The following is an 18,040-nucleotide window of genomic DNA, read 5'->3' as shown; positions in this document are numbered from 1 at the left end:
GTTTTGCCGTGTTTTAATTTGGAACCTGCTATGTCTGACAACGACCAACTCAAGCCTCATCGTGATGCCATTGATAACATTGATGAAACAGTGCTGCGCCTGTTGAATGAGCGCGCCAGCCACGCCCATGCGATTGGTGAGCTTAAAGGGACCAAAGCGGTTTATCGCCCTGAACGGGAAGCCGCTGTGTTGCAACGCATCCAAGCGCTCAATCAAGGTCCGTTACCAGACGAGGCGGTAGCCCGGTTGTTTCGCGAGGTGATGAGTGAGTGCTTGGCGGTGGAACGGCCATTAAGTATTACTTATTTGGGACCGCAGGGAACGTTTACGGAGCAGGCGGCCATCAAGCATTTTGGCCATGCGGCCCATACTTTGCCCTGCATCTCCATTGATGAGTGTTTTCGTCAGGTTGAAGCGCGTCAAGCCGATTATGTGGTGGCACCGGTCGAAAATTCCACAGAAGGTTCGGTGGGCCGCAGCTTGGATCTACTCGTGTCAACTTCGCTTACGGCATGTGGTGAAGTGGTGTTGCGCATTCATCATCATTTATTGCGTCGGGTATCTCATGTGGCCAATATTCGTAAAGTATATGCCCACGCCCAAGCATTGGCGCAGTGCCATGAGTGGCTCAGTAAAAATTTACCCAATGACGTGGCCCGCATCTCTGTGGCCAGCAATGCCGAAGCGGCTCGATTGGCCAGTGAAGATGAGAGTGCTGCCGCGATTGCTTCACAAACGGCGGCCGAGCGTTATCAACTGAGTGCACTGGCGAATAATATTGAAGATGAGCCCAATAACACCACGCGTTTTTTGGTGCTCGGCAACCAAAATACCAGCGCCACAGGACGGGACAAAACGTCCTTGATTGTGTCTGCGCCTAATAAAGCGGGGGCGGTGCATGGCTTGCTAAAACCTTTTTCCAACCATGGGGTGTCCATGACCAAGTTGGAAAGTCGTCCTAGCCGCGCCGGATTATGGGAATATGTGTTTTTCATCGACATTGAAGGACATCATCAGGATAAAACCATTCAGGCAGCCTTGAAAGAGCTGTCGGAACGGGCTGCCTTTGTTAAATTGATTGGGTCGTATCCCACGGCGGTTTTATGATCCTCAGCAAACGGAAGGAATCACCATGAGTACGAACGCATTGCCCATGTATGTGGTCTTGGCGTTTACCCATCGGCTGTTTGGTGGTAATCCAGCCGCAGTGGTATTGCTGCAAAAGCCTTTGGCGGAGCCGCAAATGCAAGCGATTGCGGCTGAAAACCGCTTGTCCGAAACTGCTTTCGTGTATCAACAGCAAACTGGGCATTATGCGATTCGTTGGTTTTCGCCAGTGCGTGAAATCCCTTTCTGTGGACACGCTACTTTAGCAGCGGCTTGGGTATTGTTGTCGCAACAACCTGAGTTAGCGGAATTGGTTTTTTCGACCGGCGCAGTGGGTGATATTGCGGTGCAGCGAGGCCAAGGAGGCTATTTGCAAATGCGGTTTCCACTGGGTCGATTGCTGCCCATGGACACATGGCCTCAAGATGTGGTGGCGGGTTTGTCACAACGACCAGTGGCTCTGTGGCAAAATCAGCAAGCTTATGTAGCGGAATATGCCAGTGAAGATGCGGTGCGGCAATTGCAGGTTCAGCCTACCGCGTTGCAGCACAGCTTACCCAAAGACATCGTGGCCACAGCGCCCACCCGCGAGGGCAGCCAGCATGATTTTGTGAGCCGCTATTTTTGGCGCGATACGCCTGATTGGGAAGATCCAGTCACTGGTTCCATTCATGCTGCCCTCGCGCCATTTTGGTCGCAGCGGCTTCATAAGAGTGAGCTTCATGCAGCCCAGCTCTCTATACGTGGTGGCCATCTGGTGTGCCGTGTTACCGATGACGCCGTTTGGGTAGCTGGGCAGTGCGTGCTTTATTTGACAGGCAAATTGGCTGCAGCGGTGGCCGATGAGATTGCATGAATCAATGGAAAAATGATGACAATGAAAAATATGGTGGTGTATTGCGGCTCTAATTTGGGTCGAAGCAAGGCCTATTTCGATGCAGCCCAATCTATGGGTAAAGCGTTAGCGGACAATCATTACCGGTTGGTCTATGGTGGCGGTAATATCGGGTTGATGGGTACGGTTGCCGACGCGGTATTGGCGAATGGGGGTGAGGTCATTGGAGTGATACCTACTTTCTTAAAGCAAAAAGAAGTGGCGCATTTGGGCCTTACGGAATTGATTGAAACGGCCGACATGACTGCTCGCAAAAATAAGATGATTGAATTGGCGGATGGTTTTATCGCCATGCCTGGTGGTTTGGGCACATATGAAGAGTTGTTTGAGGTGTTGTCACAAGCACAACTGAAATTGCATCACCATCCGGTGGGTGTATTGAATATTGATGGTTTTTTTGATGCCTTATTGAGCATGTTAGCGCATACGGTGGAGGAGGAATTTATGCCTGAAGCCAACATGAGTTTGCTGTGTGCTGCAACGCAACCGCAAGCGTTATTGGCGCAAATGGCTGATTATCACCCGCAAGATGCAGTGAAATGGCGCCAGCCGCAGTGGTTGACTGCGGGTGCTTAATCCACCATTTGAGGAGAATCCAATGTTGGTCAAAGCAGTTTTAAATCATTTAATCCAACAAAATGTGGAAATTCAGCAGCAGTTGACTGCTTATGCAGGTCGGCGTGTCGCTATGAAGTGGCCATTCATTGAGTGGGATGGTGTTGTGACTGATACAGGGTTTCTAGAGGAGGCTTCAGAATTGCCCGAAACCACTTTGTGGTTTCAAGACAGTGCTGTGCGAAAACTGCTGGCAGGCACAACGCCAGGGGTAGGAGATGTGGTGGTCGAAGGGGATCATGCATTGGGAATGGCTCTATTGCCTTTGTTGGGTGGTTTGCGCTATGACTTAAGCGATGATGTGGCTCGTGTATTTGGTGATGCAGCTGCAGCTTGGGTCATCCAAGGTGTAAACCAGTGTAAGGCCGAGGGCACTGACTGGGGGCGCAGTGTGGCGCGGCAGGTGGCCGATTATGGACGAGAGCAGGATGCTTGGGTGGTGGGAAAAGAGCAATTTGCTGGTTTTTCAAAAGAGGTGAATATTTTGCGCGATGATGTGGCACGGCTAACCCAACGCATTCAACATTTGCAAAAAATAACCACACTTTGATGGAGATGGAACTTTTTTTCACGGCCTTACACTAATGCTTACGCCATTACTTGCGAGCCAGAAAGATGAATAAAAAAATATTGATTGCTTATGTGGTAGGCGCTTTGGGTTTTCTCTATGCCAGTGGGGCGTATGCGGCCATCGGTCAGGGAAAGATGAAGTCAGCGCGCACGAGTACCTCATCGGCACAGTGGGCCGGTGTTTATCAAGGCGTTTTGCCGTGTACTGTATGCAACGGTGCACGGACTCAATTGATTTTACAGCCTAATGGGCAGTATGTTCTGCGTGAGACATGGGTGGGTCGGGCTGATGTGCTGAATACCCAGGCCGGTGGTTGGTTTAAATGGTCTGCCGATAAGAGACAAGTGATTTTGGATCGCGATGGTGATTTGCGTCGCTTTATGATTGGCAATGGTTTTGTGGAGGAGCGTACTGCTGCCGATGGTTCGCCTTTGCATGGTAAAAGAGCCACAACATATGTTTTGAAAAAAGTGAGCTAGATCCAGTTGTACCGATGATTGAATTTCAATATTGATCGAGCTCGTGCAGGCTGCCTGAGATTTTTCAGGCAGCCTTTTGCTTTGTCGTGCGGGTTATTTCCAGATAATGTTTGCTTCCATTTGTTTTAATGTTTATTTCGTTTACTCAATCCCAGCTTAGTCTCGCATTTTGGTGGCAGCGTGCAAAGAGTTTGAATTTTGCTTGGCATGAGCTACATGGGCGCATTGAGTAGAATGGCTCCGCAGCATCCTTTCTGATATGGGTAAACAGGCAACCATAGGTTCGCTCTGTTATAATTTGTTTCATTGTAGTGAGTGAATGTGATACGGAATCATGACGCAGACAAGAAAAATTTTAGTGACCTCGGCTTTGCCTTATGCCAATGGCAATATCCACTTGGGTCACATGGTCGAACACATCCAAACTGATATTTGGGTTCGTTTTCAAAAATCCCGAGGGCATGAATGCTACTACGTATGCGCGGATGATACCCATGGTACCCCTGTCATGTTGGCAGCACAGAAACAAGGCGTAACCCCGGAAGCGATGATTGCTCAAGTGCGCGAGTCGCATCTGGCCGATTTTACCGGGTTTGGTATTGGCTATGACAATTATTACAGCACGCACTCGCCTGAAAATGCAGAATTTTCACGCGAAATATATTTAAAACTGAAGGCCAATGGCAAAATTGCAACCCGAACCATTGAACAGCTCTACGATCCTGAAAAAAATTTATTTTTACCGGATCGATTTGTTAAAGGCGAATGCCCGAAATGCCATGCGAAAGATCAATATGGTGATAACTGCGAGGTATGCGGCACAACTTATAGCCCAACAGAGTTGATTCATCCTTATTCTGCGATTTCCGGTGCCACACCCGTACTCAAAGAATCTGAGCACTTTTTCTTCAAATTGGGTGAGTGCGCGGATTTTTTAAAGCAATGGACTTCAGGCAACAGTACTTTAGCCAACGGCGCGATTCAGCCGCATCTGCAGGCTGAAGCATTGAATAAGATGAACGAATGGCTTAAAGACGATAATTTGAGCGATTGGGACATCAGCCGCGATGCGCCGTATTTTGGTTTTGAAATTCCCGATGCTCCAGGCAAGTATTTTTATGTTTGGTTAGATGCGCCTATTGGCTACATGGCCTCATTTAAAAATTTATGTGACCGCATTGGCGTTAATTTTAACGATTGGTTCAAAGCCGATAGCGAAGCGGAGTTGTACCACTTTATCGGCAAAGATATTTTGTATTTCCATGCTTTGTTTTGGCCAGCCACTCTGCATTATTCGCAACATCGTATTCCAACTGGTGTGTTTGCGCATGGATTCTTGACTGTGGATGGGCAGAAAATGTCCAAATCCCGCGGGACTTTTATTACTGCGCGTTCTTATTTGGAGCAAGGCTTAAACCCAGAATGGATGCGGTATTATTTTGCGGCCAAGCTCAATAGCAAGATTGAGGATTTGGATTTGAATTTGGGTGATTTTATTGCCCGTGTCAACAGTGATTTGGTGGGGAAGTATATCAACATTGCTGCCCGCGCGGCAGGATTTATTGCCAAACGATTTGACGGTTGCCTATTGTCAGTGAATGACAGCGGCTTACTTCGTGATTTGATGAGCCAGAGTGAAACCATTGCTCGTGATTTTGAGTTGCGTGAATATGCGCGCGCGCTAAGAGATGTGATGGCGTTGGCTGACGTAGTTAATGAATATGTGGATGCCAACAAGCCTTGGGAATTAGCGAAACAACCTGAACAGAATGAACGGCTGCACCTGGTGTGCAGTGAATTAATTAATGCTTTCCGCATTTTAACGGTTTATTTGTCCCCTGTTTTGCCAGAATTAGCCAAAAAAGCAGCTGTATTTCTCAATATCCCTGAATTAATATGGGCTGACAGCACCAGTGTATTGCCGGCCGGTCATGTCATTCATAATTACGTGCACTTAATGCAGCGAGTAGAACAACAGCAAGTAGATGATTTGATTGCAGCCAATAAGCAAAGTATCCAACCCCCCGTTCAGGCTGTGGCCCCCAGTTATGAACCGATTGCACCAATTGCTTCCTTTGATGATTTCATGAAGATTGATTTACGCGTGGCGCAGGTATTGGCTTGTGACAAGGTTGAAGGCAGCAGTAAATTATTGAAATTCCGTGTTGATTTGGGGTTTGAACAGCGTACTATTTTTTCTGGTATTGCAGCGAGTTACCCAGAGCCAGGAAAGCTGGTTGGTCGTAAGGTTATTGTGGTGGCCAATTTTGCATCCCGGAAAATGGCCAAGTTTGGTTTGTCTGAAGGCATGATTACTTCAGCATCAGGGCCGGATCATCAGCTATTTTTGTTGGATGTAGACAGCGGCGCTGAGCCAGGTATGCGGGTTGGCTAGTTTAACTAGACGTGATTAATGAAAGCAGCCGTTGTTGGCTGCTTTTTATTGGGCGGCAGTTAATAATGTGCTTAAGTAATGCCTTAGGGTAATAGATTTGGGCCCTATCCAAAGCTTGATATTTCTGGTTTACTCAGCAGGAGGTAATAAAAAACCCTGCTATAAAAGCAGGGTTTTAATTGGTAAAGCCAATTATTTCTCTTTGGTAACCAAAGTGCGGATTTTCACGTCAACACGACGGTCTGGTTCGATACAAGCAATCAATGCAGTACGTTTTTTGGCTGCAGATACTTTTTTACCCAATTTAGCTACTTCTGCTTGGCAAGTTGCAGTCATACGGGCTTGAGATTCGCCCAAGCCAACTGCAGAAATTTTCTGAGCAGATACACCATGTTCAACCAAGTAGTTGGCAACGGCTTGAGCACGTCGTTCAGACAAAGCTTGGTTATAAGCTTCAGAGCCCATGAAGTCAGTGTTGCCTTCAACACGGACAGTTTGTACGCGAGTATCAGACAAACGAGCAGCCAATTGATCCAAAGTAGTGCGAGCTTCAGGACGCAAATTGTATTTATCAAAGCCGAACAAGAAGTTGGCTGACAATGCAACGGTTTCGTCAACATATTGTGGAGCTTGGGCAACTGGGTGAGCACAGTTGTTGGCTACAGTAGGATCAACATCATCGTTGAAACCATTTTTCCAGCATTCTGGAGAACCATCTTTGGCAGATACGGCGCCAGTTACCACAACTTCACCAGTACCGGTGACAGGAGCAGAGCTGGTGGTGTAACCGTTGTAGGCACCTTCCGGCTACCGGTCCAGCTGGCATCCGGAACCACGCCATCGGCGAAAGCGGCAGTTGAAGCAACCATAGCGACAATCAATGCGCTCAATTTCAGCTGTTTGGTCATGTTATTCCCTCATCAAAAAATTGTTATGTGTTTTGAGTGGTTATGAAGTCAATCGCTCAAAACGCAAATACCATCCATTACAGGCCGCTCAAACTGGGCGGGTAGCTAATGATAATTCAAGGCTAAACTATAGAAACTCACAGCCAACCTGTCAATATCTGTCTACCTTTACGAAGCTGCTAGACGACCCGCTTCCTAATGCCTAATCATGCCCAAAAACGGGGGTGGTGTCACTTATTTGCAACTAAAACTCAAAGGCTTTGTATTGGATGTTGCAGAGAAACAACAGTTAAGTGGCTAATAGTAACTCGCTCACTAGAACGTTTGTAGAGTTTCGGTACACCAGTGAATTTTGGTTATTTATTTTGCATGGCTGACGCTGGTTTGTGCTGTGAGCAGCATGGTCAGTTGTGGTATTGTTGCATCAATGAAACATTTTGACGAAGCTGAGTGTGAATTTCGATGAAATTACAACAATTGCGTTATGCCGTTGAGGTTTATCGCCAGAATTTAAATGTGTCGGATGCTGCCGATGCGTTATTTACATCACAGCCCGGTATTTCTAAACAAATTCGCTTATTGGAAGATGAATTGGGTGTGGCTTTGTTTGTGCGCCATGGGAAACGCATGGTGGCAGTAACGGCGCCGGGAAAAGTGGTGTTGGAAACTGCTGAACGCATTTTGCGAGAAGTCCACAACATCAAGCGCATCGGTACTGAGTTTGCGGATCAAGGCGCGGGCTCATTATCTATCGCGACAACCCACACTCAGGCGCGTTATGCCCTACCCAAGGTGGTATCGGCATTTGTGGCACAGTATCCGCAAGTGCAGTTGTCGATTTTGCCTGCCAGCCCAGGGGCATTGGATAAAATGGTTTTGGATGGGGAAGCCGATTTTGCTATCGGTACGGAATTGGCGCAGCAACATCCAGAATTGCGCAAAATGAGTTGCTATGCGTGGAATCGCAGTGTAGTGGTTCCCAATGGCCACCCTTTGCTGTCCCTCACACGGCCTTTGTCTTTACAAGATATTGCGAATTATCCTTTGGTGACTTATGAGTTTGCATTCCAACGGGATTCACATATTGCCCGTGCTTTTGCGCATGCTCACATCCAGCCACCGCCAGTGGTGCTGGCATCGGCTGATACAGATATCATTAAAACCTATGTGAAACTGGGTTTGGGTATTGGATTGATGGCATCGATGGCTTATGACGCAGTTGAGGATGAAGGATTGCAGCGCATTAGTGCCGAGCATTTGTTTGAGCCTTCTTTCTCTCATGTGGTCTTGCGTCAAGATGCCTACTTGCGTGGGTTTGGCTATGCATTTTTGGCCTTATATGCACCAACGTTAAGCCGAGAACGCATCGAAGCTGTGTTGTATGCACCGTTGCATGACGATTTCTCTATTTAGTTTTTTGAGTTTCGATGCAGCCATAGCAGACTGGTTGGGTGAGTAGCAAAGCAAAAATGGCTATTGAATTTGAAATTGATAATAAAGGCTGCGTGAGAGGTTTTCAGGCAGCCTTTTTATATGTTTTGGTTATTAATCATTAAGGCATGAGCATGCCGCCATTGACGTGTAAAGTTTGTCCTGTGATGTAACGACCTTGTTCACTGGCCAAAAATAACACAGCATCGGCAATGTCTTCAGGTGTGCCAAAGTGGCCCAGCGCAGTCTGAGCAGCAAACATTTGGCGCTGTTCTTCTGGTAAATCGCGAGTCATGTCCGTATCAATGAAACCGGGAGCCACACAATTGACAGTGATGCCGCGGCTGCCTACTTCTCGAGCCATGGACTTGGCAAAACCAATTAGGCCAGCCTTGGCTGCCGCATAATTGGCTTGGCCAGCGTTACCCATTACACCGACAACCGATGTAATGTTAATGATGCGGCCATGGCGTGCTTTCATCATGCTGCGCATCACGGCTTTACTGGTGCGAAAAACCGATTTTAAATTGATTTGCATGATGTCGTCCCATTCTGACTCCTTCATGCGCATCAATAAATTATCACGTGTAATGCCGGCGTTGTTGACCAGGATGGCAATTGTGCCAACTGTTTTTTCGATGTCGGTTATTAATGTTTCGATGCTGTTTTCATCGCCAATCCGCAAGACTCTGCCTTGGCCTTGATGCTCTTTGAGGCGTGTACTGATGGTTTGGGCACCTTCTTCGCTGGTGGCAGTGCCGATGACGCGTGCACCTGATTGCGCCAGAGTTTGGGCAATGGCCGCGCCAATACCACGGGAGGCGCCCGTGACCAATGCGATTTTGCCGCTCAAATCTTGGTTCATGTTTGTCCTTTTGGGTAGCGTTTTCAGGCAGCTGGGTGATGAGCGATAAATTGTTCCATCGCTTCTTGGCTGGTTAATGAGGCGCAGTTAGCGGTTTTATCGATGCGTTTGGCCAAACCCGACAATACTTTACCTGGCCCACACTCGGCTGAATCGGTAATGCCTTCTTGTATCAGCTTGGCAACAGTTTCCGTCCATCGCACCGGTGAGTACAGTTGGCGTACCAATGCCTCTTTAATGGCTGTGGCATCACTATGGCTGCAGACGTCAACGTTGTGCAGCACGCGAATGCTCGGAGAGAGGAAAGGAATGGTTTCCAATGCCTGACCCAGTTTGTCTGCTGCCGGTCGCATCAGGCGACAGTGAGATGGGACAGAAACTGGTAGTGGCAAAGCCCGTTTGGCTCCTGCTTCTTTAGCTAATTCGCAAGCCTTGGCAACGGTGTTAGCTCTGCCAGCAATGACCACTTGGCCAGGGGAATTGAAATTCACAGCTTCGGCTACGGTATGGGGACATTCTCTTTCTGCTTGGGCACAAATGGCACGCACTGCGTCATCATCTAAGCCTAAAATCGCGGCCATAGCACCTTCGCCTTGAGGTACTGCGTCTTGCATCAGTTGTGCACGCAAGCGCACCAAGCGCACGGCATCGGTAAATGACAGGCTGCCTGAAGCCACCAAAGCTGAATATTCGCCTAGACTGTGCCCCGCTAAGGCGACGGGTGTCGCTCCGTCCAATTCGCGGTAAGCGCGCCAAGTGGCTATGCCTGCAGCCAACATAATGGGTTGGGTGTTGATGGTTTCATTGAGCGGTGATGCATTGGTACCGGTAATCATTGCCCACAAATCTTGATTTAACACATCACTGGCTTCTGCGAACGTGTTTTTGACCACAGTCATGCCGTCAAATCCAGCCATCATGTTGAGACTTTGTGAGCCTTGACCGGGAAAGAAAAAAGCAAAACGCATAATTATCCTCTCTGCATGGCAGTATGGTAATTCTGAAAGGAGCATCCAAATATTACTGGGGAGCAGGTGGGTTCAACTTTAGATTTTGATCGGTATGCAGAAACATGTGGGCGCCAGTAGGCGCACCAACGGCAAAAGGCAGGTTATCTAATAGTGATTGTGCAAATGGACCTTGATACAATTTGCTGCCTTGATGTGTTAAGTTGGAACGGGTATCTACATATACCTGACCACCCAGTTGATTCCATAAACGACAAAAAGCATAATCTTCCGATAGATAACGGCGGCTAACCGGGTCAATCGTGCAATCAAAGAATTGATAATGCAGTCCTAAATTGGTCACGCCGATGGAATCGGGAGTGTATTGTAGTTCTGGATATGCAGCCATGAGCTGATCGAATACTTGGCGTTTAATCACCATAAAGCCGGTTGGAGCCTCATTTAGAGCCATAAAGCCATGTTCGTCTATGTTGAGGTGTACATCACCGACTTCATCGGTTTGGCCCATATTCACTGTATATCTTGTGTAATGTGCAATAAATTGTGCTTCTGTCATCCCTGCTGGTATGCCTTCGGCGGGCCAGTTTTCTAATTTAAGCGGGTAGACTCCTGCTGCAATATCATGGTCGGCCAGCAGCAAGCGATAGGCTGATTCAACGGAAAAACCGATGTCTGAATCGATCCAGAATAAGTGTGTCCATTCAGGTTGGGCCATGAATGCGGCCACGCAATTATTGCGTGCTCGGGTAATCAGGCTCTCTCCTTTATGCAAGGAAATTTGTAGATTTAGCCCATCTTGTTTGCCTTGATTCAACAAGTTCAGCAAGGATAAAACATAATTATGAAAATATTTGCCATCATGGCTGGGCGTCATGATGAGCGGACGCATGTCATGCAACGCAGATAAAGAAAGCATGGCCTTAAATTATCCTATCTCTATTCACAGAAAAATGCTCATCAGTATTTTAACAAAATAGCGCCCCAAGCGAAGCCGCCGCCTATGCCTTCCAGTAATAAGGTGTCCCCACGCTGGATGCGTCCATCTTGGGTGCCTTGATCCAGAGCCAAAGGTATGGATGCAGCTGAGGTATTGCCTTGCTCTGCGACAGTAACAATCACTTTGTCCATGGGGATGTCGAGATGACGTGCGGTGGATTCAATGATTCGGTAGTTGGCTTGATGGGGAATGACCCAATCAATTTGAGCAGCAGTATAACCGGCTTCCTTAATTACTTCGGTGCCGATTTTGGCCAGTGCTTTAACGGCAAATTTGTAAACAGCTTGGCCGTCCATATGCAAATAGGGTGCGCCTTCGATGACTCCCGAGGATAGTTTTCCTGGCGTGCTGAGAATGTGGCTATAGGCGCCATCCGCTTGAAGTTTGGCATGAATGATGCCGGGGGCATCGGAAGCCGACAATACTACGGCGCCGGCACCGTCGCCAAACAACACACACGTGCGGCGGTCTTGCCAGTCAAGTAATCGGCTGAACGTTTCTGCACCAATGACTAAAGCCTTTGTAGCCAAGCCACTTTGGATATAAGCATGGGCGGTGGTTACCGCATACATAAAACCAGCACACACTGCTTGAACGTCAAAGGCAGGGCAGCCGCTGATGCCCAATTTGTTTTGTACAATACAGGCTGTGGCCGGGAAGGTCATGTCAGGAGTGGAGGTGGCCACGATGATTAAGTCAATGTCGGTAGCTTGAATGTCGGCATTGGCTAAAGCGCGCGTGGCCGCTTGAACTGCCAAATCGCTGGTTTGTTCTTCGGGCGCGGCAATATGCCGAGCTCGAATGCCGGTGCGAGTGGCAATCCATTCATCGGAGGTGTCGACAATTTTGCTGAGGTCATCGTTGGTCATGCGGCGCGCCGGCAAATAGCTACCGGTGCCAATGATGCGAGCATAAGGCATGGTGTAATCTTTGATGCGACAAAACGGGTATTGTAGACAAACTGCTCTAGTTTGTCTGCTTTTCTGCTGCTTCTGCTTGAGCTTCCATCGCAGCTACTTGTTTGGCAATGCCGGCTTCAATTTTATCTAGGGTATCTACCTTGATTTCATGGTAAGCCTCTTGCAATGCATAACAGAATCCTTCCGCATCTGTGCCACCATGGCTTTTGACGACCACCCCGCGCAAACCCAAGAATATAGCGCCATTAAACCGGCGTGGATCCAGCCGTTTTTTAAAACCTTTTAAACTGGGCATGGCCAATATGGCCACAGACTTGGTCAAGAAGCTGCGGGTAAATTCTTCTTTGATGACGCTGCCGATAAATTTGACAGCGCCCTCAATGGTTTTGAGCACCACGTTGCCGGTAAAACCATCACACACGACCACATCAACTTGGTCACTGAATACTGCATTGCCTTCAACGTTGCCAATAAAGTTCAAACCGCTTTCGGCCAGCAATTGGTGTGCTTGTTTGACCACGCTGTTGCCTTTAATGTCTTCAGTACCAACGTTCATTAGGCCTACCCTGGGATTGGCCTTGCCTGGGAACATGGCAGACACAAGCTGGCTGCCCATGATGGCGAATTGCAATAGTTGTTCGCTGGTGCAATCTACGTTGGCGCCCAAATCCAATACCAAAGACAAATGGTTGTTTTGGCCTGGTAAAAATTTAGCGATGGCGGGGCGGTCGATACCGGGGATGGTTTTTAAAACAAATCGCGCGGTGGCCATTAGAGCGCCCGTATTGCCAGCAGAAACAGCCGCTTGGGCCAATCCCTCTTTGACTTGGTTGATGGCCACGCGCATGGAGGAATCTTTTTTGTTTTTCAAGGCCGACTGGGGTGATTCGTCCATGTCCACCACTTCTGAGGCTGCCTGAATACGGATGCGATGGGTATCAATCTGCGCGTCTTGCAAGGCAGCGTGTAGCGTATCGGCGTCGCCAACCAAGATCAATTGAGCATCAGGTTGCATTTTTAAAAAAGCCAATGCGCCGGGCAGAGTGACGGGCAAGCCGTAATCACCGCCCATCATATCTACTGCAATGGTTTTCAAGGTCATGTTAAGGTTTCTCTGTGGGGTGAGCAGTGGCGGCTTGCTGGTTGTGGGCTTGGATATCCAAAGCATCCCATGGATAGTTAATCCACCAGTCTTCTACCTGAATGCCACTGTAATAGGGAAGATTTTCGGGCAAAAAGCCTTTTTTGGGTTTGCGCTTTTCATGCAACACGGCCACGCCCAATTCATGGAAGCCATCTTTTTGTAATTCGCGAATGCAATATTCCAAGGTAACACGGCTGTCATCCACTTCATCGACCACCAGTAAACGTTTGTTTTTTAACTGAGAGGCCAAGCCTTCTGTCCACTGTATTTTTTGTGGACTGTCGGTGGGATGGTCATTGACGTCATAATAGGACAAAGTCACGGTGTAGATGGGAATGTTTAAATAAGTGCGCAGTATGCGTGCCGGTATGAAACCACCGCCGCCAATGGCAATCATGGCATCAAAAGGCTGTTGGGCGTGGTTGATCTTATCGGCCAATATTTTAATGGCACGATGGATGTCTTCGTAGGTGTACCAGATTTTCTTCATCGGAAATCCGTGCGGGGTTGAGATGGCGGCTTCATGAATGGATAGGCTGCCTGAATAATGGTTAGTATGGCCTCAGGCGACTCAATGCAAAAAAGCCAGTGTTTGCCTGGGCAATGTCTGGCTTTATTTCTCAGTAAGTTCGCTGGGCTTATTCGTCTTTGGCTTTCACCACTTTGCGGCCACGATACATGCCGTTGGGAGAAATATGATGACGCAAATGCACTTCGCCGGTATTGGCGTCAGTGGATAAATGAGTGGCATTCAAAGCATCGTGTGAACGGTGCATGCCGCGTTTTGAAGGGGATTTCTTGTTTTGTTGAACTGCCATGTCTTGCTCCTGATAAATAAATGGTGTTAGTGGCCGCTTTTTAAACCAGCCAGCTGGGCAAATGGGTTGGCTTGGTCTTGATTGGCCCGCGTCAGTAGGGCGTTGTCACAATCGTCGTGCCTTGGTGCAAATGGGATGGCCATCAGTAGTTGGTCTTCCACCAAAGTTTTCAGATTGATCTCCGGCATCCACAGAATGCCTTCTGGTGCGTCATCGGCGGTCATGGCCTCATCCAGTTGTTGCTCATTAGCAAACAAAACCACTTGGGTTTGGTCATGCAGTGTATGACTTACTGGTTTCAGGCAACGTTGGCACACCAATTGCACTACGCCTTCAATATCAATATCGAAAAATGGACGTTGCCAACGATCGATTCCCCCGTTAATGCGGTATCGAATCTCATCGTCACGATTTGCCAGTAATTCATGCGACCACACGCGTTCATCCAGCTGAGCCAAGCTTATATTGCCCGACACAATTTGACGCCCCTGAGTGAACGCAGCCGTATCAATCAAATTAAGGTCTAACATAAACGGGGTATGATATTATCCATGCCATTATCTTGTCAATTGTTGTGCCGCCATGAATACATCCAGAAAACTGATCTTGGGTTCCAGTTCGCTGTATCGCCAACAGCAGTTGCGCCGTTTACAACTGCCGTTTCAAGTAGCCAAGCCGTGTTTTGATGAAGCGCCGTTGCCCCATGAAACAGCACCACAAACGGCTTTGCGGTTGGCGGAAGGGAAGGCACGCTCATTGGCTTGTGCATTCCCTGATGCGCTAATTATTGGATCTGATCAAGTTGCTTGGTGCCACGAGCAACAATTGGGTAAACCGTTAACCGTGGCGAAAGCACAACAAATGCTGCGTTGCTTGCGTGGGCAAACGGTTTCTTTTTATTCTGCCGTGGTGTTGTTAAATGTGGCGGAGAATCGCATACACAAGCATGTGGACGAAACGCAAGTGACCATGCGGGCCCTCACCGACGCGCAAATTGCTCATTATTTGGCGTTGGAACCAGATGCGGTGCATTGTGCGGGGGCAGCTAAAAGCGAGGGTTTGGGGGCTTTATTGATTGAACGCATTGACTCAAGCGATCCGCATGCATTGATCGGGTTGCCCATTTTCCGCTTGGTGGATTTTTTATTAGCCGAAGGAATGGAGATATTATGAGCCAGCCCGTCTTGTACCTGATTCCAACGCCACTGGGTACGGCCGATATACCTTGTTTATTGCCGCATGAACAGGCTTTGATTGTGCACCTGAGTGATTTTGTGGTGGAGGCCGAGAAAACTGCACGGGCGCATTTAAAAGCCTTTGGGCTAGCACGGCCCATTCGGGAGTTGAATTTACAGACATTAAATGAACACACGGCTGCCACGACTGTGCCCACATTATTAGCGCCTTTGCGTGCGGGCCGCAGTATCGGTTTGATGAGTGAGGCAGGATGCCCTGCGGTGGCAGATCCAGGAGCACAGTTGGTGGTTTTGGCGCATGCAGAAGGTTTTGCCGTACAGCCGTTGGTGGGCCCGTCCAGTATCATGTTGGCACTAATGGCTTCTGGTGCCAATGGGCAACAATTTGCTTTCAAAGGGTATTTGCCTGCAGACAAAGAAGCACGGGCGACCAGCCTAAGAGCGTTGGAGCGGCATGTACAGAAAACGCATGAAACGCAATTGTTTATTGAAACGCCGTATCGAAATGATGCTCTGTTGACTGATGCCATTGGCTTGTTGCATGCAGAGACGCGCTTGTGTATTGCTGCGGATTTGACCTTGCCCACGCAACTTATCATCAGTCAGCCGGTTGCTGCATGGCGTCGAATGGCTAAGTTGCCTGAATTGAAAAAGCGGCCTTGTTTATTTGTGCTTTATGCTTAACACACGCCATAAACACGTTATCGTGAAATAAATCATTGGTTGATGCCGTTGTTATTGAGTCAGATGGGCAGGTTGTCAAAAGAAAAACACGCGCCTATAATGCCTGACTTCATTTACGGAGTGTAGCGCAGCCCGGTAGCGCACCTCGTTCGGGACGAGGGGGTCGAAGGTTCGAATCCTTTCACTCCGACCAATTTAGCCGCCATGATTCAGTTCATGGCGGTTTTTCTTTATGGGTTACAGAACGATCACGCTCAATAATCCGATCGGTTTCAGAATAAGCATTTTGTGGGCCCAATGAATTTTTTGGAGCGAGGGGTGGTTTTGGGAGAGGCCATAATCATCGTCAATGCCGAGTAATCATTGTGTTGCATCACTGACTTTCTGATGTATTGCTGTGATTGGTATTCTGTTTTTGCGGGAGATTGACTGGTTGGGGAACAGAATTGAATATGGCAAAGAAAATGGCTTGATTTATGTCAAATGAAAGGACATTGACATGAAATTAATGCAGTACTGTTTTCGAAAATTGCTTAAAAAATAGGTGATTAAATCATTGGATATTAAATTGTAAATGGTAATATCTTTTTGTTAAATTTTGTTTTGGCTATAATACCCAACGAATGTTCAGGCAACTAAGTGAACACGGTATAAGAAACACAATCAAATAATGAGTTTTGCAAAGGAAAAACATGCTCCCTCTAGATATTGCAGAGATGAACGAGCCACCTAAAAAACATAAGTGGTATCAGATTCTGTATGTACAAGTGATTATTGCCATTACCATCGGCATTCTGTTGGGTTATTTTTACCCCGCGATTGGTGAAAGCATGAAGCCGTTGGGCGATGCGTTCATTAAATTGGTAAAAATGATTATTTCTCCGGTAATCTTTTTAACGGTTGTGACCGGTATTGCCGGCATGAGCAATATGAAAACCGTAGGCCGAGTAACTGGTAAGGCGATGATTTATTTCCTTACTTTCTCCACATTGGCGCTCATTATTGGCTTAATTGTGGCCAATGTGGCGCAACCAGGCCATGGTCTGAATATTGATCCATCTTCATTGGAATCGGCCAAGGTGCAGGAATATGTGAAGAAATCGCATGATTCCACCATCGTTGGCTTTTTGATGGACATCATTCCCACTACGGCAGTCAGCCCCTTAACCGATGGCAACATCCTGCAAACATTGTTTATTGCTGTGTTGTTTGGTGTGTCTTTGGCCTTGATTGGCGATAAAGCCCGTCCTTTGGTTAATTTTTTCCAAGAAATGTCTGCGCCGGTATTCAAAATGGTGTCTATTTTGATGAAAGCGGCCCCTGTGGGTGCATTTGGTGCGATGGCATTTACGATTGGTAAATACGGCATCGGCTCCATCGGTAATCTTTTGTATTTGATTTTGACCTTCTACATCACGGCATTATTATTTGTGTTGATCGTGCTGGGTGCCGTGGCTAAATACAATGGCTTTTCTATTATTGGTTTGATTAAGTACATCAAGGAAGAATTGCTGTTGGTGTTGGGGACCAGTTCATCTGAAGCGGCTTTGCCCACTTTAATGGAAAAACTGCACCGTGCTGGTTGTAAAAAATCGGTGGTGGGTTTGGTGGTGCCGACTGGCTATTCTTTTAATTTGGATGGCACCAATATCTACATGACTTTGGCTGCTTTATTTATTGCGCAGGCATGTAATATCGAGCTTACTCTGGGACATCAATTGTTGCTGTTGGGTGTGGCCATGTTGAGTTCCAAAGGCGCGGCTGGGGTGACCGGTGCGGGCTTTATTACGCTGGCGGCGACCTTAACGGTAGTACCGGAAGTACCGGTAGAAGGCATGGCATTGATTTTAGGTATTGATCGATTCATGTCTGAATGCCGCGCGTTGACCAATTTGATTGGCAACGCCTGCGCCACCATTGTGGTGGCTCGTTGGGAGAATGCCTTGGATAAAGATCGCCTTCAGGCAGCCATGGCTGGTCATGCCTTGCCTGAAGCCGAAGATTGATTATTGGTTGATTGAAGCCCACAAATATTGTGGGCTTTTTT

General features: G+C 47.8%; 18 protein-coding genes, 1 tRNA gene and 1 pseudogene. 11 read left to right on the top strand and 9 right to left on the bottom strand.

Features of this window, described 5'->3' with window-relative positions:
* Window positions 1-30: 30 nt before the first annotated feature.
* From pheA to metG, 6 genes are all read left to right on the top strand, one after another.
* Window positions 31-1,107 (top strand): prephenate dehydratase, encoded by a 1,077-nt coding sequence (gene pheA, locus A2F46_RS06445; protein WP_066568198.1) that lies wholly within the window; start codon window positions 31-33, stop codon window positions 1,105-1,107.
* Between the two features lie 25 nt (window positions 1,108-1,132).
* Complete coding sequence (locus A2F46_RS06440; protein WP_231867731.1) at window positions 1,133-1,963, top strand: PhzF family phenazine biosynthesis protein; 831 nt, start codon at window positions 1,133-1,135, stop codon at window positions 1,961-1,963.
* A 12-nt stretch (window positions 1,964-1,975) separates the two neighbouring features.
* The gene (locus A2F46_RS06435) at window positions 1,976-2,578 is read left to right on the top strand and encodes a TIGR00730 family Rossman fold protein (protein ID WP_369796313.1); all 603 of its coding nucleotides are present in this window, start codon (window positions 1,976-1,978) and stop codon (window positions 2,576-2,578) included.
* A 22-nt stretch (window positions 2,579-2,600) separates the two neighbouring features.
* Window positions 2,601-3,167 carry an SCP2 domain-containing protein gene (locus tag A2F46_RS06430; protein WP_066568196.1) on the top strand — a complete coding sequence of 189 codons (567 nt, stop codon included), beginning with the start codon at window positions 2,601-2,603 and terminating at the stop codon, window positions 3,165-3,167.
* 65 nt (window positions 3,168-3,232) lie between these two features.
* Window positions 3,233-3,667 carry a copper resistance protein NlpE gene (locus A2F46_RS06425; RefSeq protein ID WP_066568194.1) on the top strand — a complete coding sequence of 145 codons (435 nt, stop codon included), beginning with the start codon at window positions 3,233-3,235 and terminating at the stop codon, window positions 3,665-3,667.
* Between the two features lie 334 nt (window positions 3,668-4,001).
* On the top strand, window positions 4,002-6,062 hold the full coding sequence (gene metG / locus A2F46_RS06420) for a methionine--tRNA ligase (protein WP_066568192.1): 2,061 nt from the start codon (window positions 4,002-4,004) through the stop codon (window positions 6,060-6,062).
* 192 nt (window positions 6,063-6,254) lie between these two features.
* Here the strand turns inward: metG and A2F46_RS06415 are convergent.
* A pseudogene (locus tag A2F46_RS06415) lies at window positions 6,255-6,970 on the bottom strand (OmpA family protein).
* 462 nt (window positions 6,971-7,432) lie between these two features.
* On the opposite strand from A2F46_RS06415, the gene A2F46_RS06410 reads away from it, so the two are divergent.
* On the top strand, window positions 7,433-8,383 hold the full coding sequence (locus tag A2F46_RS06410) for a CysB family HTH-type transcriptional regulator (protein WP_066568190.1): 951 nt from the start codon (window positions 7,433-7,435) through the stop codon (window positions 8,381-8,383).
* A 139-nt stretch (window positions 8,384-8,522) separates the two neighbouring features.
* Here the strand turns inward: A2F46_RS06410 and fabG are convergent, their stop codons facing one another.
* The 8 genes from fabG to A2F46_RS06370 all read right to left on the bottom strand — a co-directional run bounded on the left by fabG (window position 8,523) and on the right by A2F46_RS06370 (window position 14,643).
* On the bottom strand, window positions 8,523-9,266 hold the full coding sequence (gene fabG, locus A2F46_RS06405) for a 3-oxoacyl-ACP reductase FabG (protein ID WP_066568188.1): 744 nt from the start codon (window positions 9,264-9,266) through the stop codon (window positions 8,523-8,525).
* A 23-nt stretch (window positions 9,267-9,289) separates the two neighbouring features.
* Window positions 9,290-10,234 carry an ACP S-malonyltransferase gene (fabD, locus tag A2F46_RS06400; RefSeq protein WP_066568186.1) on the bottom strand — a complete coding sequence of 315 codons (945 nt, stop codon included), beginning with the start codon at window positions 10,232-10,234 and terminating at the stop codon, window positions 9,290-9,292.
* 52 nt (window positions 10,235-10,286) lie between these two features.
* Window positions 10,287-11,150 carry a hypothetical protein gene (locus A2F46_RS06395; protein WP_066568184.1) on the bottom strand — a complete coding sequence of 288 codons (864 nt, stop codon included), beginning with the start codon at window positions 11,148-11,150 and terminating at the stop codon, window positions 10,287-10,289.
* Between the two features lie 41 nt (window positions 11,151-11,191).
* Window positions 11,192-12,151 carry a beta-ketoacyl-ACP synthase III gene (locus A2F46_RS06390; RefSeq protein WP_066568182.1) on the bottom strand — a complete coding sequence of 320 codons (960 nt, stop codon included), beginning with the start codon at window positions 12,149-12,151 and terminating at the stop codon, window positions 11,192-11,194.
* Window positions 12,152-12,197: 46 nt separating this feature from the next.
* Window positions 12,198-13,247 carry a phosphate acyltransferase PlsX gene (gene plsX / locus A2F46_RS06385; RefSeq protein WP_066568306.1) on the bottom strand — a complete coding sequence of 350 codons (1,050 nt, stop codon included), beginning with the start codon at window positions 13,245-13,247 and terminating at the stop codon, window positions 12,198-12,200.
* A gap of 7 nt (window positions 13,248-13,254) precedes the next feature.
* Window positions 13,255-13,785 carry a phosphoribosyltransferase gene (locus A2F46_RS06380; protein ID WP_066568180.1) on the bottom strand — a complete coding sequence of 177 codons (531 nt, stop codon included), beginning with the start codon at window positions 13,783-13,785 and terminating at the stop codon, window positions 13,255-13,257.
* Window positions 13,786-13,933: 148 nt separating this feature from the next.
* Window positions 13,934-14,113, bottom strand: a complete 180-nt coding sequence (gene rpmF / locus A2F46_RS06375; RefSeq protein WP_066568177.1) for a 50S ribosomal protein L32 — start codon at window positions 14,111-14,113, stop codon at window positions 13,934-13,936.
* A gap of 26 nt (window positions 14,114-14,139) precedes the next feature.
* Entirely contained in the window at window positions 14,140-14,643 is a 504-nt protein-coding gene (locus tag A2F46_RS06370) for a DUF177 domain-containing protein (protein WP_066568175.1), read from the bottom strand.
* A gap of 52 nt (window positions 14,644-14,695) precedes the next feature.
* Here A2F46_RS06370 and A2F46_RS06365 point away from each other — a divergent pair, with 52 nt between their 5' ends.
* The 4 genes from A2F46_RS06365 to A2F46_RS06350 all read left to right on the top strand — a co-directional run bounded on the left by A2F46_RS06365 (window position 14,696) and on the right by A2F46_RS06350 (window position 17,999).
* Entirely contained in the window at window positions 14,696-15,286 is a 591-nt protein-coding gene (locus A2F46_RS06365; protein WP_066568173.1) for a nucleoside triphosphate pyrophosphatase, read from the top strand.
* Entirely contained in the window at window positions 15,283-15,993 is a 711-nt protein-coding gene (locus A2F46_RS06360) for an SAM-dependent methyltransferase (protein WP_066568171.1), read from the top strand. Before A2F46_RS06365 ends, A2F46_RS06360 begins: the two co-directional genes overlap by 4 nt.
* A gap of 116 nt (window positions 15,994-16,109) precedes the next feature.
* A tRNA-Pro gene (locus A2F46_RS06355) sits at window positions 16,110-16,186 on the top strand.
* A 499-nt stretch (window positions 16,187-16,685) separates the two neighbouring features.
* Window positions 16,686-17,999: a dicarboxylate/amino acid:cation symporter gene (locus A2F46_RS06350; protein WP_066568168.1), complete on the top strand. Its 1,314-nt coding sequence runs from the start codon at window positions 16,686-16,688 to the stop codon at window positions 17,997-17,999.
* Window positions 18,000-18,040: the final 41 nt, after the last annotated feature.

Source organism: Snodgrassella sp. CFCC 13594, assembly GCF_001590725.1.
GTDB lineage: Bacteria > Pseudomonadota > Gammaproteobacteria > Burkholderiales > Neisseriaceae > Snodgrassella.
Note: the sequence above shows the minus strand (reverse complement) of the source record. Positions and strands in the feature narration are given on the sequence as shown.

What these genes read in the sequence shown, in the direction of transcription:
- A2F46_RS06440 (WP_231867731.1), top strand. Translation starts at nt 1,133, where the DNA reads ATGAGTACGAACGCATTGCCCATGTATGTGGTCTTGGCGTTTACCCAT.
- rpmF (WP_066568177.1), bottom strand. Translation starts at nt 14,113, where the DNA reads ATGGCAGTTCAACAAAACAAGAAATCCCCTTCAAAACGCGGCATGCAC.
- A2F46_RS06365 (WP_066568173.1), top strand. Translation starts at nt 14,696, where the DNA reads ATGAATACATCCAGAAAACTGATCTTGGGTTCCAGTTCGCTGTATCGC.
- A2F46_RS06435 (WP_369796313.1), top strand. Translation starts at nt 1,976, where the DNA reads ATGATGACAATGAAAAATATGGTGGTGTATTGCGGCTCTAATTTGGGT.
- A2F46_RS06425 (WP_066568194.1), top strand. Translation starts at nt 3,233, where the DNA reads ATGAATAAAAAAATATTGATTGCTTATGTGGTAGGCGCTTTGGGTTTT.
- A2F46_RS06360 (WP_066568171.1), top strand. Translation starts at nt 15,283, where the DNA reads ATGAGCCAGCCCGTCTTGTACCTGATTCCAACGCCACTGGGTACGGCC.
- A2F46_RS06350 (WP_066568168.1), top strand. Translation starts at nt 16,686, where the DNA reads ATGCTCCCTCTAGATATTGCAGAGATGAACGAGCCACCTAAAAAACAT.
- fabG (WP_066568188.1), bottom strand. Translation starts at nt 9,266, where the DNA reads ATGAACCAAGATTTGAGCGGCAAAATCGCATTGGTCACGGGCGCCTCC.
- fabD (WP_066568186.1), bottom strand. Translation starts at nt 10,234, where the DNA reads ATGCGTTTTGCTTTTTTCTTTCCCGGTCAAGGCTCACAAAGTCTCAAC.
- A2F46_RS06395 (WP_066568184.1), bottom strand. Translation starts at nt 11,150, where the DNA reads ATGCTTTCTTTATCTGCGTTGCATGACATGCGTCCGCTCATCATGACG.
- pheA (WP_066568198.1), top strand. Translation starts at nt 31, where the DNA reads ATGTCTGACAACGACCAACTCAAGCCTCATCGTGATGCCATTGATAAC.
- A2F46_RS06380 (WP_066568180.1), bottom strand. Translation starts at nt 13,785, where the DNA reads ATGAAGAAAATCTGGTACACCTACGAAGACATCCATCGTGCCATTAAA.
- A2F46_RS06410 (WP_066568190.1), top strand. Translation starts at nt 7,433, where the DNA reads ATGAAATTACAACAATTGCGTTATGCCGTTGAGGTTTATCGCCAGAAT.
- metG (WP_066568192.1), top strand. Translation starts at nt 4,002, where the DNA reads ATGACGCAGACAAGAAAAATTTTAGTGACCTCGGCTTTGCCTTATGCC.
- A2F46_RS06430 (WP_066568196.1), top strand. Translation starts at nt 2,601, where the DNA reads ATGTTGGTCAAAGCAGTTTTAAATCATTTAATCCAACAAAATGTGGAA.
- A2F46_RS06390 (WP_066568182.1), bottom strand. Translation starts at nt 12,151, where the DNA reads ATGCCTTATGCTCGCATCATTGGCACCGGTAGCTATTTGCCGGCGCGC.
- A2F46_RS06370 (WP_066568175.1), bottom strand. Translation starts at nt 14,643, where the DNA reads ATGTTAGACCTTAATTTGATTGATACGGCTGCGTTCACTCAGGGGCGT.